Here is a 23,365-nt window from a genome sequence, read left to right on the forward strand (position 1 = left end):
TCGCCCGGGATGACAAGGAAAGAGTCGTCGTCCCGGACGGCGCAAAGCGCCGAGCCGGGACCGTCTGCAGGAAGGGGGCCTTTTCGGATAACGATCCCGGGTCTCGCTGACGCTCGCCCGGGATGACGCCGGACGAAGATTCCCGGCGTCAGTTGCAGTCCTCGAACGCCGGCGGCAGCGGCACCACCTCGATGCCGTCCTCGACCAGAGCTCGGGCGTCCTCGGCGGTGGCTTCCCCCCAGATCGAGCGGTGGGCGCTCTCGCCGGCGTGCATGCGGCGCGCCTCGTCGGAAAAGCTCGGGCCGACATAGTCGGAATTCTCGGTCAGGTGGGTGCGCAGCGCCTGCAGCTTGGCGCGCAGCTCCTGATCCTCCGGCGCCATCAGCGCCACCGGCTGGGCCGGGAGCGGCGCGGGCGCCGGCGACTCGCGGCCGGCCCGCACCACCGAGGGCGCCATGAGCTGCTTTTCGACCTTGGCCGAGCCGCACAGCGGGCAGGCCACCAGCCCGCGCTGGCGCTGCTGCTCGAAGGCTTCGAAGGACGGAAACCAGCTTTCGAACGCGTGGCCCGCCTCGCAGCGCAGCGCGTAGCGAATCATGGCCCGCCCCCGATCACGTGCAGGCGCGGCTCGGCCGCGGGCTCGACCACCGAGAAGCGGCGGCCGTGCTGGAGCGAGGGCACGCGGCCGCGCGCCGCCACCACCTCGGACGGATCGATGTCGGCGATCACCAGGCCCGGCGTGGTGCCGCCCTCGGCCAGGATGCGGCCCCACGGGTCGACGATCAGCGAATGGCCGAAGGTCTCGCGCCCGCATTCGTGGTGGCCGCCCTGCGCCGCCGCCAGCACGAAGCAGCCGGTCTCGATCGCCCGCGCCCGCAGCAGCACGTGCCAGTGCGCCTCGCCGGTCTGGCGGGTGAACGCCGCCGGCACCGCGAGAAACGACGCCCCGGCCTCGGCCAGCGCCCGGTAGAGCGCCGGAAACCGCAAATCGTAGCAGATCGACAGGCCGATCCGCCCCCACGGCAGGTCGGCCAGCACCGCGGCGTCGCCCGGCACGAACGACTCCGACTCGCGGTAGCTTTCGCCGCCGGCGAGATCGACGTCGAACATGTGGATCTTGTCGTAGCGGGCGGCGATGTCGCCGGTGGGGGCGATCACGAAGGCGCGGTTGGCCGCCCGATCCGGCGACACCTTGAGCGGCAGCGAGCCGATGTGCAGCCACAGGCCGAGGGTGCGCGCCAGCGCCCTGAAATCGGCCAGCGCCGGATCGTCGGCCTCCCCGGCCAGGGTGTCGAACAGCCGCGCCCGGTCATCCTCCATCAGCGAGGTCATTTCCGGCGTCAGCACATAGTCGGCGCCCGCCGCCTTGGCCTCGCGCACCAGGGCCGCCGCCGCGTCGACATTGGCCGCGACCGACCGGCCGGTGCGCATCTGGGCGAGCGCGACGCGGAACGTGGCGGGCGAACCGGAACTGGTGGTCATGGCAAGACTCGTCGTGTTGCGGCGCGGACAAGGACGGCGCCCGATGAAGATACGATGATCGGCCGATCATCCTATCGTCATCTTGCCGTCTTGCCGACCGGCCCGTCCACAATCGCGCGGCAGCCGCGGCCAGCGGCACACGCGCAGGCGGAGAGGCCGCCCGCGCGGCCCTCGGGATCAGGCGTATCCCGGCGAGATCGTCTCCGGGATCCCAGAGGGATCGTCCGGAAACCGCATCAGGCCAGCCGGCCGTGGCAGTGCTTGAACTTCTTGCCCGAGCCGCAGGGGCAGGGCTCGTTGCGGCCGACCTTGCCCCAGGTCGACGGATCGGCCGGGTCGCGCTCGGCCGCCGCCATTTCGGGCGCGTCGCCATCCTGCGCCGAGAGCCCCAGCATCCGCCCGGCCTGGGCGATCGGATCGGCGTCGCCGGCGAGCTCGTCGAGGCCGGTCATCGGGTCGATATGGTGGGCGACCATGTCCGGCAGCTCTGGCTGCATCGGCTGGGTCATGATCTCCACCCGCATGAGCTGGGCGGTGACCGCCTCGCGCAGCCGGTCGAGCAGCCCCTGGAAGAGGTTGAAGGCCTCGGACTTGTATTCGTTGAGCGGATCGCGCTGGCCATAGCCGCGCAGGCCGATCACCTGGCGCAGATGGTCGAGGGTGACGAGGTGCTCGCGCCAGAAATGGTCGAGCGCCTGCAGCAGGATGCTCTTCTCGACATAGGTCATGACCTCGGGGCCGTAGGCGTCGAGCTTCTTCGCCATCACCTCGTCGGAGGCCTTGAACAGGCGCTCGCGCACCTCCTCGTCGGCGATGCCCTCTTCCCGGGCCCACTCGTCGACCGGCAGGTCGAGCGCCAGCAGGTTCGCCACTTCCTCCTTGAGGCCGGCAGCGTCCCACTGCTCGGGATAGGCATTGGCCGGGATGTGGCGGCCGACGAGGTCGTCGATCACCGCGTGGCGCATCTCCTTGACCGTCTCGGCGACGTTCGCGTCCTTCATCAGCTCGATGCGCTGGCTGAACACGACCTTGCGCTGGTCGTTCATGACGTCGTCGTATTTCAGGATGTTCTTGCGCGCGTCGAAATTGCGCGCCTCGACCTTGCCCTGGGCCTTCTCCAGCGCCTTGTTGATCCAGGGGTGGACGATCGCCTCGCCCTCCTTGAGGCCGAGCTTCTGCAGCATGCCGTCGAGCCGGTCCGACCCGAAGATGCGCATCAGGTCGTCGTCGAGCGACAGGAAGAACTTGGACCGGCCGGGGTCGCCCTGGCGGCCGGAGCGGCCGCGCAGCTGGTTGTCGATGCGCCGGCTCTCGTGGCGCTCGGTGCCGAGCACGAACAGGCCGCCGGCCTTCAGCGCCCGCTCCTTCATGCGCGCGCACTGGGCGCGGATCTCGGCGGCGCGGCGGTCGAACTCCGGTCCGGGCTCGATCCCGGCCAGCTCGGCCTTGATGCGCATGTCGGGATTGCCGCCGAGCTGGATGTCGGTGCCGCGGCCGGCCATGTTGGTGGCGATGGTGATGGCGCCGGCCGCGCCGGCCTGGGAGACGATCTGCGCCTCCTGCTCGTGATAGCGGGCATTGAGCACCGCGAACACCTTGTCGGTGGTGGCGTGCTCCTCGTCGAACAGCCCGGCGAACGCGGTGGGATCGGAAAAGTCCTTCTGGATGAAGCCTTCCTTCTTCAGGAGGTCGGCCAGCAGCTCCGACTTCTCGATCGAGGTGGTGCCGACCAGCACCGGCTGGCCCTTGGTCTTGCACTCCTTCAGCAGCTCGATGATGGCGCGGTACTTCTCGGGCGCGGTGCGGTAGACCTCGTCGTCCTCGTCGCGGCGCGCCACCGGCATGTTGGTCGGCACCTCGATCACTTCGAGGCCGTAAATGTCCATGAGCTCGTCCGCCTCGGTGAGCGCCGTGCCGGTCATGCCGGCCAGCTTCTCGTACATGCGGAAGTAGTTCTGGAAGGTGATCGAGGCCAGCGTCTGGTTCTCGGGCTGGATCTGGACGTGCTCCTTGGCCTCCAGCGCCTGGTGCAGCCCTTCCGAGAAGCGGCGCCCCGGCATCATGCGGCCGGTGAACTCGTCGATGATCACCACCTCGCCATTGCGGACGATATAGTCCTTGTCGCGGGTGAACAGCCTGTGGGCGCGCAGCGCCTGGTTGACGTGGTGGACGACCGAGACGTTCTCGACGTCGTACATGTCGTCGGTCTTGAGCAGGCCGGCCTCGCGCAGCATCTGCTCCATCTTCTCGGTGCCGGCCTCGGTCATCACCACCGTGCGCTGCTTCTCGTCCAGCTCGTAGTCTTCCTTGGAGAGCCGCGGAATGAAGGCGTCGATGGTGTTGTAGAATTCGGACCGGTCGTCGAGCGGTCCGGAGATGATCAGCGGCGTGCGCGCCTCGTCGATCAGGATCGAGTCGACCTCGTCGACGATGCCGTAGACATGGCCGCGCTGGACCATCTGCGACATGTCGTATTTCATATTGTCGCGCAGATAGTCGAAGCCAAGCTCGTTATTGGTGCCGTAGGTGACGTCGCTGGCATAGGCCTCGCGCCGCTCGTCATCGTCGAGGCCGTGGACGATCACGCCGACGGTGAGCCCGAGGAACTTGTAGATCTGGCCCATCCACTCGGCGTCGCGGCGGGCGAGATAGTCGTTGACGGTGACGACGTGGACGCCCTTGCCGGCCAGGGCATTGAGATAGACCGGCAGGGTGGCGACCAGCGTCTTGCCTTCGCCGGTCTTCATCTCGGCGATCTTGCCCTCGTGCAGCACCATGCCGCCGATGAGCTGGACGTCGAAGTGGCGCTGACCCAAGGTGCGCTTGGCGGCCTCGCGCACCGCGGCGAAGGCCTCGGGCAGAAGCTCGTCCAGTTCGGCGCCGCCTTCGACCCGGGAGCGGAACTCCTCGGTCTTGGCCCGCAGGGCGTCGTCGGAGAGCTTGGCGAAGGCCGGCTCCAGCGCGTTGATGGCGGCGACCCGGGGGTGATAGGCCTTCACCTTCCGGTCGTTGGACGAACCGAACAGCTTGGTTGCGAGGGCGCCGAACATGGAAGATCACCTTGGGTGCTGGCCAATCGTCGCAGGGTCATCGCAAGCGAACCGCTAAGCTCGAACCGCTGCGCCGGCAACGCGCCGGCCGAACGGGTGGTCGGTGGCGCGACAAAGGGGCGAAAACCGGGCAATTCTGAGGATTTTCCGCGCCCGGGTCACGTTCGCGCCAGACACGCTGCGCGCACGTTGAGCGCTTGGGAGATATGGACGGGCTTTCGCCTTGTCAATCGCCGCGGATGGGCGCATGCATCCGCCGCGCTTTCCTAAAAGGATGATGCAATGACCGATCGTACTGCCCGTCGAACCGCTTTGCTGCCGGCCCGCTTCGTCCTGGCGGCGGCCATGCTCGCTGCCGCCTTCGCGGTGCCGGGCGCGGCCTTGGCCGATGCCGTTGTCGCCAAAGTCGACGGCGTCGAAGTTTTCGAAAGTGACCTGAATTTGATCGAAGATGCGATCGGCGCCAACCTGCCGGCCGCGACGCCCGAGCAGCGCCGCGAGGCGCTCGTCAATTACGCGACCGATATCGTCCTGCTGGCCAAGGCGGCCGAGAGCCAGAAGCTGCAGGATACGCCTGATTTCAAGAAGAAGATGGCCCACGCCCGCCAGCGCGTCCTGATGGAAGCGCTGATGGAAAAGACGGCCAAGGATGCGCTGGCCCAAGCCGACCTGCAGAAGATCTACGCCGAGACCACCAAGACCCTCGCCAAGGACCAGGAAGTGCGCGCCCGCCACATCCTGGTGGACAGCGAGGACAAGGCCAAGGATCTGGTCAAGCAGGCCCGCGGCGGCGCCGACTTTGCGGACCTGGCCAAGAAGAACTCGAAGGACGCCGGCTCGGCCGATGGCGGCGACCTCGGCTACTTCACCAAGGACCAGATGGTGCCCGAATTCGCCGTGGTGGCCTTCAAGACCGCCAAGGGCGAGATCGCCGATCCGGTCAAGACCCAGTTCGGCTGGCACGTCATCAAGATCGAGGACGTCCGCCCGCGCCAGCCGCCGAAGTTCGAGGAAGTGAAGTCGCAGATCGAGCAGTTCGTCGAGCACAAGGCGCAGAGCGACTTGGTGCTGAAGCTGCGCGAGTCCGCCAAGATCGAGCGCATCGGCGCGCCCGCCCCCGCGCCGGCCCCCGCCGACAAGAAGTGACGTCGACGCCGGCCGAAGCGCCGGCGCACTCCTGGCACTCGCCGAAGACCCGTTTCCGAACAGGGGGTCGGCGCGTGCCGACGTCCGGGCCGCGACGCGGTCCGGCCGGTCCGGCAGCGGGTGCTGACGCCGGACACCGCAAATTGCAAAAGGTGCTGCAGGCCGTGCCGCTCACGCCGGTCTTGCACACCGCCGGTGGGTCGGGCAAAGGACGGCCTCGCTTACGAGGCCGCCATGTCCCAAACTGTCTCCCCCCTCGCCCCCAAGTCCTACCCTGAGCTGCCGCCGGTCGACGGCGTGCGCTTTGCCACGGCCGAAGCCGGCATCCGCTACAAGAACCGCACCGACGTGCTGCTGATGGTGTTCGACCGCGGCACCACGGCTGCCGGCGTGTTCACGCGCTCCAAGTGCCCGTCGGCACCGGTCGAATGGTGCGAGGCCAGGCTCGCCGCCGGCAAGGCCCGCGCCCTCGTCGTCAATTCCGGCAATGCCAACGCCTTCACCGGCAAGGCCGGGCGCGCCGCCGTCAAGCGCACCGCCGAGCTGGCCGCCGCCGCCGCCGGCTGCAAGACGCGCGAGGTGTTCCTGGCCTCGACCGGCGTGATCGGCGAGCCGCTCGACGCCTCCAAGTTCGAGGGCGTGCTGACCGACTGCGCCGCGCGCGCCGCCGACGGGCCGTGGCTGGAGGCGGCCAAGGCCATCATGACCACCGACACCTTCCCCAAGGTGGCGACCCGCACCGTCGATCTCGGCGGCGTTCCGGTGACGCTGGTCGGCATCGCCAAGGGAGCCGGCATGATCGCGCCCGACATGGCGACCATGCTGTCCTTCGTGGTGACCGACGCGCCGATCGCCGCACCCGTGCTGCAGAGCCTGCTCGACCGCGGGGTGATCGACACCTTCAACGCCCTCACCATCGACGGCGACACCTCCACCTCCGACACGCTGCTAATGTTCGCCACCGGGGCCGCGGCAACGCGCGGCGCGCCGCTGATCGAGGAGACCCGCGACAAGCGGCTCGCCGAGTTCCGCGCCGCCCTGTTCGACCTGATGGGCGATCTCGCCCGGCAGGTGGCGCGCGACGGCGAGGGCGCGCGCAAGTTCGTCACCATCACCGTCTCCGGCGCCACCTCGAAGCGCTCGGCACGGCGCATCGCCATGTCGATCGCCAATTCGCCGCTGGTGAAGACGGCGATCGCCGGCGAGGACGCCAATTGGGGCCGGGTGGTGATGGCGGTCGGCAAGGCCGGCGAGCCGGCCGACCGCGACAAGCTGACCATCTGGTTCGGCGACATCCGCGTCGCCTGCCGGGGGGCGCGCGATCCCGCCTACGACGAGGCCGAGGCCTCCACCTACATGCGCCGCGACGAGATCGAGCTGAAGGTCGACCTCGCTTTGGGCGAGGCGTCCGACACGGTGTGGACCTGCGACCTGACCAAGGAGTATGTGGCGATCAATGGCGATTACAGGTCGTAGCCGGCCGGGATTTCGCGCAATCTGGAACCTTGTCTTAATCCCGGAGGGGTAAGAGTGGTCTCCGAAACTGTGCGCGTGCCCCTCGTGCTGGTGGCGGCCGTCGCCCTCGTCGATGCCGACGGGCGCGTGCTGCTGGCCGAGCGGCCAGCAGGAAAAGCGATGGCCGGTCTTTGGGAATTCCCGGGCGGAAAGGTCGAGGCGGGCGAGCGTCCGGAGGCGACGCTGGTGCGCGAGCTGCGCGAGGAGCTGGCCATCGAGGTCAAGGAACCCTGCCTCGCGCCGCTCACCTTCGCCAGCCACGACTATGGCGACTTCCATCTCCTGATGCCGCTCTATGTCTGCCGCCGCTGGACCGGCCGGCCGACCCCCTGCGAGGGCCAGACGCTCGCCTGGGTGCGGCCGAACAAGCTGCGCGACTATCCGATGCCGCCGGCGGATATCCCGCTGGTCCCGATGCTCATCGACCTGTTGTGAGGGGCGCCATGCACCGGCTCCACGAGGTGATTGCCACCGCGGACCGCTTGCGGCGAGACGACAGCGCCGAGACCGCGATCGAATACACCGTGATCGCCGGGTTCCTCAGCATCATGATCGCCGGCGCGGTCTATCTCATCGGCCAGGGCATCCTCGTCGGCTACTATGAGAAGATCGCGGCAGCACTTCTCCGGTGATCGGGCTTCATGCCAACGGCAGCGAAAGCTGGGCGTTGGGTCCGGCCGCAGGTTTTCGCGAAATCTCTGATTTCAGATGAGAAAATCCGCGATGGTCAACGGCCCCACGCGTCAGCGTTTGGGGCCGTTGGCATCAGGGCGGAAAGAGATAGAGAGAGAGCCCGGCGCGCCGCGGCCGCTTGTGGGGGCGGGCCGTCGCCGGCGCCATCAATGATCTCGTGAAAATCGACGGTCAGACCCAACGCCCAGCTTCCGCTGCCGTTGGCATGAGCTACTCTCTGTGCCCAAACTGGACACGGCCGCCGGGGCGCCGCAAGCTCGAGCGGGCGGACGAGACCGGCGACATTGTCGAGTAGGGGCACGGAAACATGGTCAGGACGGGCGCAGCGACCGACGAACGGATCACGGTTCGCAAGCTGGAGCCGGCGGAATGGCGTGCAGCGTTTCCCGTGATGGCGGCGCTGCGCACCCACCTGACGGCCGAGGAATTTCTGGAACGCGTCGAGCGGCAGGCCTATTCCGGCTACCAGCTCATCGGCGCCTTCGCCAACGGGCGGCTGCTCGGCGTGCTGGGGATGCGGCCGGTGCACACGCTGGCCCGCGGCCCCCACCTCCATGTCGACGACCTCGTCGTCGCCGACGAGGAGCGCCGCGCCGATGTCGGCCGCCTCTTGATGGACCATGTCGAGCAGGATGCGCAGGCCCGCGGCATGGGTGCGGTGTTCCTCGACGCCCGGGCCGAGGCGGTGCCGTTCTACAAGGCGCTGGGCTTCAACCTCCACCACGCCCCCTCGATGCGCAAGCTGCTGTGATGCGGTTTCCGGCTGAGCACCTCGGAACAACTGCTGGCCGGGAACCGCCCTCTTTCCCTCTCCCCTTGCGGGAGAGGGAAGAAGAGGCCGAAGCGATCAGCCGGGTCCGGGCTTCGGCGCGCGGCCCTGCGCCAGCGCGTCGGCCAGCCGCATCTGGGCCGAGCCGGGCTTGAGCGGCGTCTGCTGGCTGTCGTGCGGGGCCCAGCCGGAGACCCACACGATCTCGAAGGTGGCGCGGACGCGCCCGTCGGGATCGGCGAAGCGCTCGGCATAGATCTCCACCGCCCGCGCCAGCGTGTCCCGCCGCAGCGGCGCCCGGCGGCGCTCGGCCAGCGGATTGGCGGCACCCATGCGGCGCAGCTCGGCCATCAGCGCCAGCGGCGTGGCGTAGCGGACCGTGAGGCGGTCGACGTCGGCGACCGGCAGCGCGAACCCGGCCCGCTGCAGCAGCGCCCCCATCTCGCGCACCCCGGCGAACGGCGCGACCCGCGGCGAGGCGCCGCCGGCCGTCTCCGCCTCCGCCGCCATGAAGGCCTGGCGCAGCTCGGTCAGGCTGTCGCCGCCGACCAGCGCCGCCAGGAACAGCCCATCCGGCTTCAGTGCCCGCCGCACCTGCACCAGCAGGCCCGGCAGGTCGTTGACGAACTGCAGCGCCAACGCCGAGACCGCGAGGTCGAGCGAGGCCGGCGCGAGCGGCAGCGGATCGCCGTCCGGCAACGTGTCGGCACCGGCCAAGAGGTCGATGTGCGCCAGCGCCTCGACCTGGCCGCGGGCCGTGAGCGCCCGCACCGCCGCATCGCCCGGCGTGCCGATGTCGGCGGCGGCGGCGAAGCGCCGCGCCACCGCCGCCAGCCGGTCGGCCAGATCCTCGGCCGCCATGTCGAGCAGGAAGTCGGCCGGCCCCATCGCCACGGCGCGGGCGCGGCGGCAGCGAATGAGAGCGCGGTCGAACAGAACGGGGGCGGCCATGGCGGATCCTTTCCGTCCATGTAGGCCGCACGGCGCCTTCGGCAAAGCCGGTTGCTGCCCGAGCGGCGCAGCCATAGGCTCGCGCAAGCGGGAAGACAGGATGGCAGCGGCAGCCTTGCGGACGGCGGCGGGGGTGGCGGCGCGCGGCGCGCGGGCCGCGGCGTCGGCGCTGCGGCTGGTGCGCGACATGGCCCTGCCGCCAACCTGCATCGCCTGCCGCGCGCCGGTGGCCGACGATGGCGGGCTGTGTCCGGCCTGCTGGGCGCGCCTGACCTTCATCAGCCGGCCGTATTGCGAGCGGCTGGGCACGCCGTTCGCCGCCGACCTCGGCCCCGGCCTGCTGTCGCCGGCGGCGCTCGCCACGCCCCCCGCCTATGACCGGGCGCGGGCGGTGGCGCACTATGACGACGTCGCCCGCCGGCTGGTCCATGCCCTCAAGTTCGGCGACCGCACCGATCTCGCTTGGCCGCTCGGGCGGATGATGGCGCAGGCCGGCGCCGAGCTCCTGGCCGACGCCGACGCCCTGGTGCCGGTGCCGCTGCACTGGACGCGGCTGTGGCAGCGGCGCTTCAACCAGTCGGCGGCGCTGGCCGACGCCGTGGGGCGCGTGGCCGGACGGCCGGTGCGCAACGACCTCCTGGTCCGCAGCCGCCGCACCGGCCACCAGATCGGCCTCAGCCGGGCCGAGCGGGCGCGCAACGTCCAGGGCGCCTTCGCCGTGCCGCCGGCGGCCACCGGCGAGGTGCGGGGGCGGCGGCTGGTGCTGGTCGACGACGTGCTGACCACCGGCGCGACGCTGGAGGCTTGCGCGCGGACTCTGTCACGGGCCGGTGCGGCGCGCGTCGACGCCCTGGTCTTCGCCCGGGTTGTGGATTCCGCCGCGTGCGTCTAAGTCACTGGCATGCCATGAAAGTGGTGTGCCGGAGAACGCATGCAGCCTGTCGTCATCTATTCGAAATCGTCCTGCCCCTACTGCCACGCCGCCAAAGAGCTGCTTCGCCGCAAGCGCGCCACCTTCACCGAGATCGACATCACCGGCGACGCTGCGGCGCGCGCCGAGATGCTGGCGCGCTCAGGCGGTGCCGCGACCGTGCCGCAGATCTTCATCGGCACGACCCATGTCGGCGGCTGCGACGATCTCTACGAGCTGGAGCAGACCGGCCAGCTCGACCCGCTGCTGGCGGGATAGACCCTTCCGCGGACGCGGGGACCGGTCTTGCGGTCGAGACTGAGCCAACGCAAAGACTTCGAGCGTCCGCTTGGCTCGCCCGGATCGGCAAGCGCCCAAACGAAATCGCCCGATCCGACAGCGTCGGATCGGGCGATTTCGTTTCTGAATGCGGAACGGCCGCAGCCGGCCGTCAGCGCGAGAACCCGCCGGTTTCCAGCACCGGCGCGGCGCCGCCGATCAGGCTGCCGGGCGCTGGCGCCGCAGAAGCAGACACCGTGGACGTCTGGCGGGCCGGCACCGGGGCGGCGGCCCGGGTCTGCGACGGCGCCGCGGGAACAGCGCCCGGGCGCTCATGCGGCGCCGATGCCAGCGCATAGGCATCGGCCGGCTTCGCTGCCTGGGCCGGGGTCCCGGGCTGGGGCACGGCGGCCGGACGGGCCGGCGGCTGCGGCGCGGACGCCGCGGCCGTGCGCGCCGGCGGGGCGCTGGCGGACGTCGAGGCCGTGATCTCCGGATCCGACTTGTCGTCGCGGCTGGAGAACAGCCGGGTGAACCAGTTGCCCGACGAGCTCGAAGACGAGGACGACGAAGAAGACGACGCGCTGGCGACCGCCGTGGCGGGCTTCTGGGCCGGCTTGTCGGCGGTTGCCTTGGCAGGCGCCGGCGCCGCGGCCACCGTCGGCTCGCGCGGCGGCACGGCATGCGCCGGCACGGTGCCGGGCAGGCGGCTGAACGGCTCGCTGCGGATGATGTCGCCGAGCGACGGATCGCCGACGCCCTTCACCGCCGCCAGGAACACCGGGTGCATGCCGCCATCGGTGCCGGTCTTGACCGGCGCCGGGGTGACACCATCGGCCAGCAGGGCGGCAACCTTGGCCTCGTCGGCGGCGCGCTTCTTGTCGACAGCCGCGGCGATCTCGGCCGGCACCTCGAAGGGCGGGCACTGCGCCACCGGGTCGAACCTGCTGCCCGTGGCCGGGGTGGCGTTGAACACGTATTTCTTGCCGCAGACGTCGACCTTGACTTCCTTACGCGTGGTCAGGAAGTGGTCGTTGCCCTCCTTCAGCATCCGCCAGAACGCCATGTGGGGGTTGCTGCGGTGCTTGGCGAGGTTCTCAGCCGTCATGCGGAACGGATAGGCCTGCACCTGGAAGGAGCGCTGGCCGCCGGCAAAGCTCTCGCGCCCGAGCGCGTAGATCTCGGCGATCTGCTCGTCGGTCATGGCATAGCAGCCGCGCGAGGAGCAGTCGCCGTGCACCATCAGATCGCCGCCGGTGCGGCCGTGGGCACGGTCGAAGGCGTTGGGAAAACCGGTGTTGAAAGCAAGGTAATAGCTTGAGGCCGGGTTCATCAGGCCCGGCACGATGGTATAGAACCCCTCGGGCGCCTGCCGGTCGCCCTCCTTGATCTTGGGGCCGAGCTCGCCGGACCAACGGCAGATCGGGTAGGACTTGAACAGCTCGTAGCGGCCCTCGCGGTTCGGCTTCCACACCTCCAGCTCGCTCTCCTGCTTGAACAGGCGCACGACGATGGGGCTGGACTTCGACATGCCCTTCTCTTCGAGCAGAGCCACCGTCTCCGCCTTGAGCGGGGCACGGGCGCGCGAGGGCAGCTTGGTCGCGGCCTCGTCCGTGACGCAGCCGGCGACGGAGAGCGCGATGCCGGCGGCAAGCGCGACGGCGGCGAAACGGTGCTGGAGCTGACGGTTCAACGCGAGACCCTTCCCAAAGAGCTTCGACGACGTGAAGAGCTTCGACGACGTGAAGAGCTTCGACGGCGCACAGAGCTTCTGCGACATGGCGCCGGTCGTCTGAACCGCCAGGATAATTGGTTAGGGTTACGGTCCAGTTATCGCACGCGGCCAGGGGATATCGGAAGGACGCCACCAACCGCAACGGTCTTGGACGAGGAATGGGGCGATCCCATGGCCGCCGGAACAAACGCCTTGCCAAAGAGTTAATTCCGATTGCGTCGGGCAATGGGGACGCGAAACGGATGAACCGCCGCCCGACGCGAACGCCAACACGTTAAAAAATAACGGAAAATCCGGCCCTACGGCGGGCCGGACGGGCGCATGATCCCGTAGAATACTTAGGCCGAAAATTCCTGTGCGGAATCCCGGACTGCAGCGCGCGGCGATCCGCTCTCGCCGGCCGGAACGCGCGCCGGGCGCGAAGGATCAGAGCGTGCGGCCGATGGCCAGGAACTTGGCGTAGCGGTGCTCGCGCACCTCGGCGGGCGACAGGGTCTTCAAATCGCCGAGCGCCTGGGCGATCGCCTCGCCGAGCGTGTCCATCATCGCCTGCGGGTCGCGGTGGGCGCCGCCGGGCGGCTCGGGCACGATCTTGTCGATTACCCCGAACTTGATGAGATCCTGGGCGGTGATCTTCATGCTGGTGGCGGCGTCCTGGGCGCGCGAGGAATCGCGCCACAGGATCGAGGCCGCGCCCTCCGGCGAGATCACCGAATAGATGGCGTGCTCCAGCATCAGCACGCGGTTGGCGGTGGCGATGGCGATGGCCCCGCCGGAGCCGCCCTCGCCGATCACCACCGCGACATTGGGCACGCCGAGGCCGAGGCAGGCGTCGGTCGAGCGGGCGATGGCCTCGGCCTGGCCGCGCTCCTCGGCGCCGATGCCGGGATAGGCGCCGGCGGTATCGACCAGGGTGATGACCGGCAGGCCGAACCGGTCGGCCATTTCCATCAGCCGCACCGCCTTGCGGTAGCCCTCCGGGCGGGCCATGCCGAAATTGTGCTTGAGGCGTTCCTCGGTCGAGGAGCCCTTCTCCTGGCCGATCACGCACACCGGCTCGCCGCGGAACCGGCCGAACCCGCCGAGGATCGCCTCGTCCTCGCCGAACTTGCGGTCACCCGCCAGCGGCGTGAACTCCTCGATCAGCCCGACGATATAGTCGCACACGTGCGGGCGCTGCGGGTGGCGGGCCACCAGCGCCTTCTGCCAGGGCGTCAGGTTGGCGTAGAGATCCTTCAGCGCCTGGCTGGCCTTGGCCTCCAGCTTGGCGATCTCCTCGCCGATGGTCACGGCCTGGCCGGAGGCGGCAAGAGCCCGCAGCTCCTCGACCTTGGCTTCAAACTCGGCGACGGATTTTTCGAAATCGAGATAGCTGCGCATCGACGGAATCGGGCTGGTCGCCAGGAGGAAATCGCGAATCTCAGGGGGCGAAGATCGCCCGGACCGACCCGGGGCGGCGGACAACACTCCGCCATGCGACGAAAGTCAAGATCCGCCCATTCTGTCACATCCTGAAATAGCGCCCGCCGTCACTCCTCTCCCAGCGGGTGCAGGTCGCGCACCATCGCCGCCAGCCGCTCGTCGAGCACGTGGGTATAGATTTGCGTGGTCGAGATGTCGGCGTGGCCGAGCAGGGTCTGCACCGTGCGCAGATCGGCGCCGTTCTGCAGCAGGTGGCTGGCGAAGGCATGGCGCAGCACGTGCGGGGAGACCAGCCGGTGGTCGAGCCCGGCCGCCGCCGCCAGCGTCTTCAGCTCGCGCGCCACGTGCTGGCGGGTGAGGTGGCCGCTCTCGCCGAACGACGGAAACAGCCATTTGTCGGCCCCGCCCGCAGCCACGCCGGCCTGCTTGCGCAAGGCGTGGTAGTGGGCCATCGCCCACTTGGCGGCCTCGGTCAGCGGCACCAGCCGCTCCTTGCCGCCCTTGCCGCGCACCACCAGCGCTTCCGCCGCCCGCGCCGCCGAGGCCGGCAGCGCCACCAGCTCGGAGATGCGCAGGCCGGTGGCGTAGAGCGTCTCGATCAGCGCCGCGAGCCGCGCCGCCCGCAATTGCACGCCGGCCCCGCCGCTGGCGTCGGCCGCGGCCGCGTGCGCCGTCGCCAGCAGCCGGTCGACCTGGTCGATGGAAAGCACCTTGGGCAGGCTGCGCCCGCGCCGCGGCCCCTCCAGCACCGCCGCCGGATCGCCCGTGGTGATGCCCTCGGCATAGAGGAAGCGGTGGAGCTGGCGGATGGCCGACAGCCGCCGCGCCACCGTGGTCGCCTTGAAGCCGCGGTCGTCGAGTTCGGCGAGATGGCGGCGGATGTCGTCGGTGGCGGCCTGCTCCACCGCCCGCCCAAGCCCGGCAAGAAACCCGGCATAGTCGTCGAGGTCGCGCCGATAGGCGGCGATCGTGTTGCCGGCGGCGCCGCGCTCGGCCGCCTGCATGTCGAGGAACAGCGTCACCGCCCCTCGTCCGGCCGGGCGCGGCGGCGCCGTTTCCGAGGCTTTCGGCGGCCGCCTGGCCACCTCACTCGGCCCGGTGGAACCGGTCGGGCGACACCGTGACGGTCATTTCGCGCTGGGTCGGCTCGACCATGGTGGCGAGCGCGAACAGCCCGCCATAGATCGCGCCGCCGATGATGGCGAGGATGGTCAGGAAGCGGAGAAGGGTGGGCATGGCGGCGATTCGACGGTTGGTTGGCGGTGGATGGTCCCGACGGGTTTCCGGGATCCCGAAGGGAACCTCCGGAAACCGTATCACAGGGTCATCACGTCCGCCCGCCGCATGCAAGCCGAACATCCCGCAGGCCGCCCATCCTGCGAGCCGCCAATCCTGCGAGCCGAACGTCGCCCCATTGCCGCCCGGCCCCTGCCATCGCCGGCCGGCGTGTTGTAGAACCGGCCGGGGGGAGTTGCCATGACCGCGCCGGCCAGGACCGAGAGTGACGAGCGTCCCGCACGGCTGCGCGCCGCGCTGGGGTCGCGCTCGCTGGTGCTGATCGGCATGATGGGCGCCGGCAAGTCCACCGTCGGCAAGCGGCTTGCCGCCCGGCTGGACCTGCCCTTCGCCGACGCCGACAGCGAGATCGAGGCGGCCGCCGGCATGACGGTGGCCGAGATCTTCGAGCGCCATGGCGAGGCCTCCTTCCGCGACGGCGAGGCCAAGGTGATCCGCCGGCTGGTGGAGGGCGAGGCCAAGGTGATCGCCACCGGCGGCGGCGCCTATATGCGCGCCGAGACCCGCGCCCTCGTCGGCGAGCGGGCGCTCACCGTCTGGCTCAAGGCCAATTTCGACGTGCTGATGCGCCGCGTCCGCCGCCGCGCCGACCGCCCGCTGCTGAAGGCGCCCGACCCCGAGGGCGTGATGCGGCGGCTGATCGCCGAGCGCTATCCCGTCTATGCCGAGGCCGACATCACCGTGCTGTCGCGCGACGTCCCCCAGGAGGTGATGGTCGAGGAGATCATCGCCGCGCTGGCCGAGCATCTTCGTATCGGCCCCGCCCCGCAGCCCGCCAACCCCAGCGAACCGCAATGACCGAGACGTCAACGCCCACCGCGGCCCGCCGCCTGCGGGTGGACCTCGCCGCCCGCAGCTACGACATCCTGATCGGCCCGAACCTGATCGACGCGGCCGGCGCCGAGATCGCCGCCCGCCGCCCCGGCGCGCGGCTTGCCATCGTCGCCGACGAGACCGTGGCCAACCTCTATCTGGCACGCATCGAGGCCGCGTTCGCGCAGGCGAATCTGCCGGCGACCGCGATCCGGGTCGCCCCCGGCGAAGGCTCCAAGAGCTTTGCGGTGTTCGAGCGGGTGGTGGAGGCGCTGATCGACGCCCGCATCGAGCGCGGCGACCTGGTGGTGGCGCTGGGCGGCGGGGTGATCGGCGACCTCGCCGGCTTTGCCGCCTCGGTGGTGCGACGCGGCGTCGATTTCGTGCAGGTGCCGACCACCCTCTTGTCCCAGGTCGATTCCTCGGTCGGCGGCAAGACCGGCATCAATTCCGCGCACGGCAAGAACCTGGTCGGCGCCTTCCACCAGCCGGTGCTGGTGCTGGCCGACACTGCCGCGCTCGACACCCTGCCTCCCCGCGAGTTCCGCGCGGGCTATGCCGAGGTCGCCAAATACGGCCTGATCGACGACGCTGCCTTCTTCGCCGAGCTCGAATCGAACTGGCGCGAGGTGTTTGCGGGCGGGCCGGCCCGGCTCGACGCCATCGAGACGAGCTGCCGCGCCAAGGCGGCCATCGTCGGCCGCGACGAGCGCGAAAGCGGCGAGCGCGCTCTTCTCAATCTCGGCCACACCTTCGGCCACGCGCTGGAGAAGGCCACCGGCTTCTCCGGCCGCCTGCTGCACGGCGAGGCGGTGGCGCTCGGCATGGCCCAGGCGTTCCGCTTCTCGGCCCGGCTCGGCCTGTGCGCGCCGTCCGTGGCCCAGCGCGTCGAAGACCACCTCGCCGAGGTCGGGCTGCCGACCCGCCTGAACCAGGTGGCCGGCGGCGTCGGCCCGGTGGACGGGCTGATGGACGCCATCGCCCAGGACAAGAAGGTGGCGCGCGGCGCGCTGACCTTCATCCTGGCGCGCGGCGTCGGCGGCGCCTTCGTCGCCAGGGACGTCGCGCCCGACGCGGTCAAGGCGTTCCTGGAGGCGGAGACCCTGGAGGCGGAGGCGGCGCCGGCATGACCCACAGCGACGGCCTGGCGATCGCGGCGATCCTGATCTGCTTCGTGGTGTCGGTCGCTCTGCTCGCCATCGAGAGCGCCCTGACGCGGGCCTCGCGGCCGCGGCTTCACGCCCAGGGCGAAGCCGGCGACGCCAAGGCCGCCGCTGCTGCCGCCCTGCTGGAGCAGCGCGACATCCTGGTTTCCGCGCTGCGGCTGGCCAATCTCGGGGCCACCGTGTTCGCCACCGCCAGCGCCACCACCGTGCTCGACGACCGCTGGGGCAAGCCCGGCGTGCTGGCGGCGGTGGCGATCGGACTCGTGGTGTTCGGCCTCGCCCGCGGCCTGTCGCGGGCGATTCCGGCGCGCGATCCCAACCGCGTCGCCAAGGTGGTGGCCGCGCCTGCGGCGAAGCTCGTCGCCCTCGTCGTGCCGATCGCCGCGGTGCTCGACGCCATCGGGCGGCTCGTCCTGTGGCCATTCGACCGCCGCACCCAGGCCCCGCCGCGCGAGAGCGACGGCACCGAGGAGCTGCGCGGCGCGGTCGACCTGATGCACCACGAAGGCGCGGTGGTGAAGGAAGACCGCGACATGCTCGGCGGCCTGCTGGCGCTGAAGGAGCTCGAAGTCGCCGAGGTGATGATCCACCGCACCAAGATGGTGGCGGTCGACATCGAGACCCCGCCGGCCGACATCCTGCGCCAGATGCTGGCGTCTCCCCACACCCGCGTGCCGGTCTATCGCCAGCGGCCGGAGAACATCGTCGGCGTGCTGCACTCCAAGAACCTGCTGCGCGCCATGGTCCATGCCGGCGCCGACGCCGACCAGATCGACGTCGCCAATCTGCTGCTGCCGCCCTGGTACGTGCCCGGCACCACCTCGCTGGAGGATCAGCTTCGCGCCTTCCGCCGCCGCCGCATGCACCTCGCCTTCGTCGTCGACGAGTACGGCGAGGTGATGGGCATCGTCACGCTGGAGGACATTCTGGAGGAGATCGTCGGCGACATCTCCGACGAGCACGACCTGCCGGCCTCCGGCATCCGCCTGCGCATCGACGGCTCGGTGACGGTGGAGGGCGCGGTGCCGGTGCGCGACATCAACCGCCGCATGGGCTGGCGGCTGCCGGAGCATGCCGCAACCACCATCGCCGGGCTGGTGATCCACGAATCGGGAATCATCCCCGAGCCGGGCCAGACCTTCACCTTCCACGGCTTCCGCTTCCGCATCCTGAGGAAGAGCCGCAACCGCATCACCCTGCTGCGGGCAGCGCCGCTGGCGGCCGGCCCGAAGCGGCCCGCCGAGCCGCGCTGAGCGCGGCCCAATGGCTTCCGGCCGATCCGCTCGAACCGTCGCCGAACGGAGCCGCCCTCTTTCCCTCTCCCCTTGCGGGAGAGGGTGCCGAGCGATCGTCAGACCGCGAGGCGGGTGAGGGGTGAACCTTCAAGCGAGCGTCCGCATGAACCCCTCACCCGGCTCGACCTCGCTTTCGCTCGGTCTCGCCACCCTCTCCCGCAAGGAGAGAGGGAAGAGAGAAGCCGAGCCGATCAGCCGGATTTCGTATCACACCACCGGCGCGAGCCGCGCCATCGTGCTCATCACCTCGGCGACCACGATCGGCTTGCCCAGCACCGCGTCGACACCGACCGCATCGGCCCGCGCCGTCAGCGCCTCGTCGCCGATATAGCCGGACAGCAGGATCATCGGCGTCGCCTGATTCGGCCCGTCGCCGTTGCGCAGCCGCTCGATCAGCGTGCAGCCGTCGATGTCGGGCATCTCGTGATCGGTGATCACCACGTCGAAATTGCTGCTCTCGGCAGCCAGCAGGCCCGCCGCGCCGGTCTCGGCGGTGACGCAGCAATGGCCGGCCGCGGTCAGGATCCGCTCCAGGATTTCCCGCACGAAGGGCGCGTCGTCGACCAGCAGCACGCGCAGGCTGCCGCCCCCCGGAGAAACCGCAATACCGTGTCGATCCGCCATCATCGCACTACCCCCATGCGGCCACTGTCGCGTCAACCGGTCAAAGCCCGGTTAAGCCGAGCTCAAGCCAGCCCAACCATCCGCCGGATGTCGGCCGGCGTCGCGCCGCGCTGGCGCAGCGCGCGCAGGCTGACCGCCCCGGTCGATTTCGACAGCTTGCGGCCGGCGTCGTCGAGAACCAGCCGATGATGGCGGTACGAAGGCACCGGGATGCCGAGCAGCTCCTGCAGCAGGCGGTGGACGGCGGTTGCGGCGTAGAGATCCTGGCCGCGCACCACATGGGTGACGCCCTGGAGCGCATCGTCGACGACAACCGAGAGGTGGTAGCTGGTGGGGATGTCCTTGCGCGCCAGCACCACGTCGCCCCAGGCGGCGGGATCGGCCGCGACGCGGCCCTGGCCCTCCTCCGGCCAGTCGAGCGGCCGGCCGACCCGCTCCAGCGCCGCGCGCATGTCGAGCCGAATCACATAGGGCGCGCCGACCGCCATCCGGCGGGCGCCTTCGTTGGCGTCGACGCAGGCGCCCGCCCCCGGATAGAGCGGCACGCCGTCCGGATCGCGCGGCCAGGCGGTCCCGTCCGCCTCGCGCGCCGCGACGAAGCTGCGAATCTCGCCCCGGCTCTCGACGGCGGGATAGGCGAGGCCCATCGCCTCAAGCCGACCGAGCGCGGCGCGGTAGTCGTCGAAATGCGCCGACTGGCGGCGCACCGGCTCCTCCCACGCGAGCCCGAGCCAGGCGAGATCCTCCAAGATCGCCGCCTCGAACGCCGGCCGGCAGCGGCTGGTGTCGATGTCCTCGATTCGCAGCAGCAGCCGTCCGCCGGCCGCCCGCGCCGCCGCCGCATTGAGCAGCGCCGACAGCGCGTGGCCGAGATGGAGATAGCCGTTCGGGCTTGGCGCGAAACGGAAAACGGGCCGCATGGCGCGGGAGCTAGCACGGCCCCGCTGGCGGCGACAGCGGCCTGCTGCGGCGCTAGCATGATTGGATGCCCTTCGATCCCGGAACGCCGCTCGACACCGAGGCCGACCTCGCCCGCCATCTTCGCGCCCTGGTGAAAACCGATTCGCGCCTCGCCCCGGTGCTCGGCACGGTGGGCACGGTGCCGCTGCGCCGGCATCCGCCGGGCTTTCCCGCGCTGGTCGGCATCATGATCGGCCAGCAGCTCTCGACCGCCAGCGCCGCGGCGATCTTCGGCCGCCTCAAGGCCCGGCTCGACCCGCTGACGCCGGCCCGCGCGCTCGAAGCGGATGCGGCGGAACTGCGGGCCTGCGGCCTGTCGGCCGGCAAGATGCGCACGCTGGCGGCCATGGCCGAGGCGGTGCAGTCCGGCCGCCTGCCGCTCGATGCCCTGGCCGAGCTGCCGGCCGACGAGGCACGCGCGCTGATGTGCACCGTGCCCGGCATCGGGCCGTGGACCGCCGACCTCTATCTCCTGTTCGCGCTCGGCCGGCCGGACGCCTTCCCCTCCGGCGATCTCGCCCTGCAGGAGGCGACCCGGCTCGCCTTCGCCCTGCCCGAGCGGCCGAGCGCCCGGGCGCTGGCTGGGATCGCCGAGGCCTGGCGGCCGCGCCGCGGCGTCGCCGCCAAGCTGCTGTGGGCCTACTACCGGTGGCACAAGCAGCGCGAAGGCGCGCCAAGCTGAAGCAAGCAGCGCGAAGGCGCGCCAAGCTGAAGCAAGCAGCGCGAAGGCGCGCCAAGCTGAAGCAAGCAGCGCGAAGGCGCGCCGGCCCGAGCCGCCCGCCGCGCGCCGGCTTCCGCCGGAACGGTATGGCTGGGTTGCGCCAAAGGCAGGGACAAATTCTCCGGCGGACGGGTTTTCCGTTCGGGCTTCACAAAATTGACGCCGAGTCGGTACATTAGAGCGTCGTGGTGCTGAGAGGCGGCGCGCGCCGCTGCTGAGGGGAGTGAGGAGCCGTCGTGAACGCGGCCGTATCGCCCGGAAACTGGCCCGTTTTGGTGCTCAACGCGGACTATCGTCCCCTGAGCTACTACCCTCTGTCTCTGTGGTCCTGGCAGGATGCGGTGCGTGCGGTGTTCCTCGACCGCGTCAGCGTCGTCGAGCACTACGACCGCTTCGTGCGCAGCCCGAGCTTCGAGATCCGCCTGCCCAGCGTGGTGTCGCTGAAGACCTTCGTGCGCGCCAACCGCCAGCCTGCCTTCACCCGCTTCAACGTCTTCCTGCGCGACCGGTTTTCCTGCCAGTATTGCGGCGACCGCGACGACCTCACCTTCGACCACCTGATTCCGCGCTCGCGCGGCGGCCAGACCACCTGGGAGAACGTGGTCACCGCCTGCTCGTGCTGCAATCTGCGCAAGGGCGGCCAGATGCCCGGCGAGGTCGGCATGTGGCCGGCGCAGATGCCGTTCGCCCCCACGGTGCACGACCTGCACCAGAACGGCCGGCTGTTCCCGCCCAACTTCCTGCACCAGAGCTGGCTGGACTATCTCTACTGGGATACCGAGCTCGATCCCTGAGCCGGCCCTCCGAATATCCCCTTCGCCACCGCGGATTTTCGGCGAGATCGTCTCCAGGATCCCGAAGGGATCAATCGGAGACCTTGAGAGACGCCCGCGCCGCCGCCCCCCAGGCGGCGACCGCTGCCAGCGCCAGCGACAGCAGCGCGTTCCAGCCGGCCAGCGACAGGCCGAACACCACCAGCGCCGGCTCGTCGCAGCGCACCACCTTGGCCGTCTGCATCTGCGCCATCAGGTTCTCGACCGAGCCGAACGGCTTGATGTCGCCCCCCGAGCAGTCGGCCGGTCCCGGCCACCACCGCCACTCGACGCCGGCGTGATAGGCGGCGATCCCGGCAGCCGCCAGCATGGCCAGCGCCACCAGCGCCGCGCCGGCCCGCAGCAGGCCGGACGGAAGCCGCAGCCGGCCGCCAGCCGCCACCGCCGCGGCCAGCGGCAAGGCGACGTAATAGGGAATGCGCTGGGTGAGGCAGAGCGAGCAGGGCGCGAGCCCGGCGATCAGCTCCAGCGCCCAGGCCGCGGCGATGGCGCCGCCGCCGACCGCCAGCACCACCCAGGCGCCCGCCAGCGGCGGCGACCGGCGGGCGGCAATCCGAAGCCCATTGAGACGAGACACAGCCGAACGATCCATGGCGGCGCGATACCCCCGCCGGGCGCATCTGTCCACGCTTCGCGTCCGCACGGCCATCTTGCGCCAAGCCATAGCGCGGGCGGATGATCCTTTCGTGATCGTCGCATCCGGCCTCGCCGGGACACGCTGCGAACCCGCGGGCGCCGGGCGCTCTGCCGCCGTCCACATGGCGCGATCTCGCGAACCCCACATAACCCGTCGGGATGCGTTGACCGTACGAAGTCGCCGACTATAGTCCGCGCCGGGCCCCTGTGGCGGAACTGGTAGACGCGCGCGACTCAAAATCGCGTTCCGCAAGGAGTGCTGGTTCGATCCCGGCCAGGGGCACCACTACCCTCGACACGACAGGGCTAGACCCTGAGAAATCAAACACTTACCGGCAAGGACGATAGCCGGTACAGGCCATTTGGTCCAGCTTTTTTGTACCTGGGCTGGCCTTGGGTTTGTACCAGTGAGCATCGGATATGCCCTTGAGCGCCAGCGGCTGGGTTAGGCAAAGTTCGAACGCCAGTGGCTGTAAGAACTCACCCTGCCTCACAGAATCAACGCTACGTGGCAGCGGTAGGCCGTACACGGGCGTTTGCCCTTTCGAGCACCTGGGGTAGCCGCCAAGTTAAACGCCCGTGTACGCGCGTAGGGCAGAGCGTAGAATTAATGCTAGCGCTCAGCCACTGGCGTTCAGCGGGCCTTGCGCCAACGCTTAGACTTGCCACGCCCCACGGTTCCGTCAAAGCCATTCCCGGTAGGACTGGTGTTAATCACCGGGGCTACAGTTTCTGGAACCTTGTTAGACGAATCCTCAGGGTACCTAGTCATTTCATACTCAGGGATACGCAGTCCGTCCTCAGTCTCTCGATAGCCTGTAATTACAAACTTGTTACTCATGGTTATAAATTGCCCTATTATGCTGAGCTTCATAGTTAGCACCGTAGGCACTCCGAAGCTCACTTCTGATTTGCTCAATTGTTAGATGCTTTGGGTAACTACCAAGCCAACGAATCCTGACGAGAATCCATTCAATAGAAGTCAGTTCGTCAGAGCCTGACTCAAAAGCCTACTATCGGGCGAGGCGCCTGACGGCGAGCTGGATGGCGGCGAGGGTGACGAAGGCCT

23 protein-coding genes and 1 tRNA gene are annotated in these 23,365 nt (G+C 69.8%); 13 read left to right on the forward strand and 11 right to left on the reverse strand.

Features of this window, described 5'->3' with window-relative positions:
• Positions 1-148: 148 nt before the first annotated feature.
• The 3 genes from F1193_RS13245 to secA all read right to left on the reverse strand — a co-directional run bounded on the left by F1193_RS13245 (position 149) and on the right by secA (position 4,532).
• The gene (locus F1193_RS13245; protein ID WP_150098281.1) at positions 149-598 is read right to left on the reverse strand and encodes a DUF1178 family protein; all 450 of its coding nucleotides are present in this window, start codon (positions 596-598) and stop codon (positions 149-151) included.
• Positions 595-1,482 carry a carbon-nitrogen hydrolase family protein gene (locus tag F1193_RS13250; protein WP_150098282.1) on the reverse strand — a complete coding sequence of 296 codons (888 nt, stop codon included), beginning with the start codon at positions 1,480-1,482 and terminating at the stop codon, positions 595-597. Before F1193_RS13250 ends, F1193_RS13245 begins: the two co-directional genes overlap by 4 nt.
• 236 nt (positions 1,483-1,718) lie before the next feature.
• Positions 1,719-4,532 (reverse strand): preprotein translocase subunit SecA, encoded by a 2,814-nt coding sequence (gene secA / locus F1193_RS13255; RefSeq protein WP_150098283.1) that lies wholly within the window; start codon positions 4,530-4,532, stop codon positions 1,719-1,721.
• A gap of 282 nt (positions 4,533-4,814) precedes the next feature.
• Between secA and F1193_RS13260 the strand changes: the two genes are divergently transcribed.
• The 5 genes from F1193_RS13260 (at position 4,815) to F1193_RS13280 (ending at position 8,637) form a co-directional block, all read left to right on the forward strand.
• Positions 4,815-5,678: a peptidylprolyl isomerase gene (locus F1193_RS13260; RefSeq protein ID WP_150098284.1), complete on the forward strand. Its 864-nt coding sequence runs from the start codon at positions 4,815-4,817 to the stop codon at positions 5,676-5,678.
• A gap of 234 nt (positions 5,679-5,912) precedes the next feature.
• The gene (argJ, locus tag F1193_RS13265; RefSeq protein ID WP_150098285.1) at positions 5,913-7,154 is read left to right on the forward strand and encodes a bifunctional glutamate N-acetyltransferase/amino-acid acetyltransferase ArgJ; all 1,242 of its coding nucleotides are present in this window, start codon (positions 5,913-5,915) and stop codon (positions 7,152-7,154) included.
• 54 nt (positions 7,155-7,208) lie between these two features.
• Positions 7,209-7,628: a (deoxy)nucleoside triphosphate pyrophosphohydrolase gene (locus F1193_RS13270; protein WP_246164394.1), complete on the forward strand. Its 420-nt coding sequence runs from the start codon at positions 7,209-7,211 to the stop codon at positions 7,626-7,628.
• 8 nt (positions 7,629-7,636) lie between these two features.
• Positions 7,637-7,825 carry a Flp family type IVb pilin gene (locus F1193_RS13275; protein ID WP_150098286.1) on the forward strand — a complete coding sequence of 63 codons (189 nt, stop codon included), beginning with the start codon at positions 7,637-7,639 and terminating at the stop codon, positions 7,823-7,825.
• A 368-nt stretch (positions 7,826-8,193) separates the two neighbouring features.
• The gene (locus F1193_RS13280; RefSeq protein WP_150098287.1) at positions 8,194-8,637 is read left to right on the forward strand and encodes a GNAT family N-acetyltransferase; all 444 of its coding nucleotides are present in this window, start codon (positions 8,194-8,196) and stop codon (positions 8,635-8,637) included.
• A gap of 96 nt (positions 8,638-8,733) precedes the next feature.
• Here the strand turns inward: F1193_RS13280 and F1193_RS13285 are convergent, their stop codons facing one another.
• Complete coding sequence (locus F1193_RS13285; RefSeq protein WP_150098288.1) at positions 8,734-9,606, reverse strand: methyltransferase domain-containing protein; 873 nt, start codon at positions 9,604-9,606, stop codon at positions 8,734-8,736.
• Positions 9,607-9,706: 100 nt separating this feature from the next.
• Between F1193_RS13285 and F1193_RS13290 the strand changes: the two genes are divergently transcribed.
• Together F1193_RS13290 and grxC are read left to right on the forward strand one after the other, a co-directional pair.
• Positions 9,707-10,498 (forward strand): ComF family protein, encoded by a 792-nt coding sequence (locus tag F1193_RS13290; protein ID WP_150098289.1) that lies wholly within the window; start codon positions 9,707-9,709, stop codon positions 10,496-10,498.
• A gap of 39 nt (positions 10,499-10,537) precedes the next feature.
• A complete protein-coding gene (gene grxC / locus F1193_RS13295) occupies positions 10,538-10,795 on the forward strand; it encodes a glutaredoxin 3 (protein ID WP_150098290.1) in 258 nt (85 codons plus the stop codon).
• A gap of 172 nt (positions 10,796-10,967) precedes the next feature.
• Here the strand turns inward: grxC and F1193_RS13300 are convergent, their stop codons facing one another.
• The 4 genes from F1193_RS13300 to F1193_RS13315 form a co-directional block, all read right to left on the reverse strand.
• A complete protein-coding gene (locus tag F1193_RS13300; protein WP_150098291.1) occupies positions 10,968-12,488 on the reverse strand; it encodes a L,D-transpeptidase family protein in 1,521 nt (506 codons plus the stop codon).
• A gap of 468 nt (positions 12,489-12,956) precedes the next feature.
• Positions 12,957-13,910 carry an acetyl-CoA carboxylase carboxyltransferase subunit alpha gene (locus F1193_RS13305; RefSeq protein WP_150098292.1) on the reverse strand — a complete coding sequence of 318 codons (954 nt, stop codon included), beginning with the start codon at positions 13,908-13,910 and terminating at the stop codon, positions 12,957-12,959.
• Between the two features lie 149 nt (positions 13,911-14,059).
• The gene (locus F1193_RS13310; RefSeq protein WP_281287252.1) at positions 14,060-14,974 is read right to left on the reverse strand and encodes a tyrosine recombinase; all 915 of its coding nucleotides are present in this window, start codon (positions 14,972-14,974) and stop codon (positions 14,060-14,062) included.
• A 64-nt stretch (positions 14,975-15,038) separates the two neighbouring features.
• Complete coding sequence (locus tag F1193_RS13315; RefSeq protein ID WP_150098293.1) at positions 15,039-15,188, reverse strand: histidine kinase; 150 nt, start codon at positions 15,186-15,188, stop codon at positions 15,039-15,041.
• Between the two features lie 240 nt (positions 15,189-15,428).
• Between F1193_RS13315 and F1193_RS13320 the strand changes: the two genes are divergently transcribed.
• Genes F1193_RS13320 through F1193_RS13330 form a run of 3 tightly spaced genes read left to right on the forward strand, consistent with a single transcriptional unit; the run spans position 15,429 to position 18,480 of the window.
• The gene (locus F1193_RS13320; RefSeq protein ID WP_150098294.1) at positions 15,429-16,046 is read left to right on the forward strand and encodes a shikimate kinase; all 618 of its coding nucleotides are present in this window, start codon (positions 15,429-15,431) and stop codon (positions 16,044-16,046) included.
• On the forward strand, positions 16,043-17,191 hold the full coding sequence (gene aroB / locus F1193_RS13325) for a 3-dehydroquinate synthase (RefSeq protein WP_150098295.1): 1,149 nt from the start codon (positions 16,043-16,045) through the stop codon (positions 17,189-17,191). The genes F1193_RS13320 and aroB overlap by 4 nt, the downstream gene beginning before the upstream one ends.
• The gene (locus tag F1193_RS13330; protein WP_150098296.1) at positions 17,188-18,480 is read left to right on the forward strand and encodes an HlyC/CorC family transporter; all 1,293 of its coding nucleotides are present in this window, start codon (positions 17,188-17,190) and stop codon (positions 18,478-18,480) included. The genes aroB and F1193_RS13330 overlap by 4 nt, the downstream gene beginning before the upstream one ends.
• Before the next feature lie 249 nt (positions 18,481-18,729).
• Here F1193_RS13330 and F1193_RS13335 read toward each other — a convergent pair whose 3' ends face one another.
• The gene (locus F1193_RS13335) at positions 18,730-19,149 is read right to left on the reverse strand and encodes a response regulator (RefSeq protein ID WP_150098297.1); all 420 of its coding nucleotides are present in this window, start codon (positions 19,147-19,149) and stop codon (positions 18,730-18,732) included.
• A 59-nt stretch (positions 19,150-19,208) separates the two neighbouring features.
• Complete coding sequence (gene gluQRS, locus F1193_RS13340; protein WP_150098298.1) at positions 19,209-20,066, reverse strand: tRNA glutamyl-Q(34) synthetase GluQRS; 858 nt, start codon at positions 20,064-20,066, stop codon at positions 19,209-19,211.
• 65 nt (positions 20,067-20,131) lie between these two features.
• Here gluQRS and F1193_RS13345 point away from each other — a divergent pair, with 65 nt between their 5' ends.
• Both F1193_RS13345 and F1193_RS13350 read left to right on the forward strand, forming a co-directional pair.
• On the forward strand, positions 20,132-20,788 hold the full coding sequence (locus F1193_RS13345) for a DNA-3-methyladenine glycosylase family protein (RefSeq protein ID WP_150098299.1): 657 nt from the start codon (positions 20,132-20,134) through the stop codon (positions 20,786-20,788).
• Positions 20,789-21,063: 275 nt separating this feature from the next.
• The gene (locus F1193_RS13350; RefSeq protein ID WP_150098300.1) at positions 21,064-21,621 is read left to right on the forward strand and encodes an HNH endonuclease; all 558 of its coding nucleotides are present in this window, start codon (positions 21,064-21,066) and stop codon (positions 21,619-21,621) included.
• Between the two features lie 70 nt (positions 21,622-21,691).
• On the opposite strand, the gene F1193_RS13355 is transcribed toward F1193_RS13350, so the two are convergent.
• Complete coding sequence (locus F1193_RS13355; RefSeq protein ID WP_246164395.1) at positions 21,692-22,237, reverse strand: disulfide bond formation protein B; 546 nt, start codon at positions 22,235-22,237, stop codon at positions 21,692-21,694.
• A gap of 260 nt (positions 22,238-22,497) precedes the next feature.
• Here F1193_RS13355 and F1193_RS13360 point away from each other — a divergent pair.
• Positions 22,498-22,582 (forward strand) — tRNA-Leu (locus F1193_RS13360).
• Positions 22,583-23,365: the final 783 nt, after the last annotated feature.

Source organism: Blastochloris sulfoviridis (assembly GCF_008630065.1).
Taxonomy (GTDB): domain Bacteria; phylum Pseudomonadota; class Alphaproteobacteria; order Rhizobiales; family Xanthobacteraceae; genus Blastochloris; species Blastochloris sulfoviridis.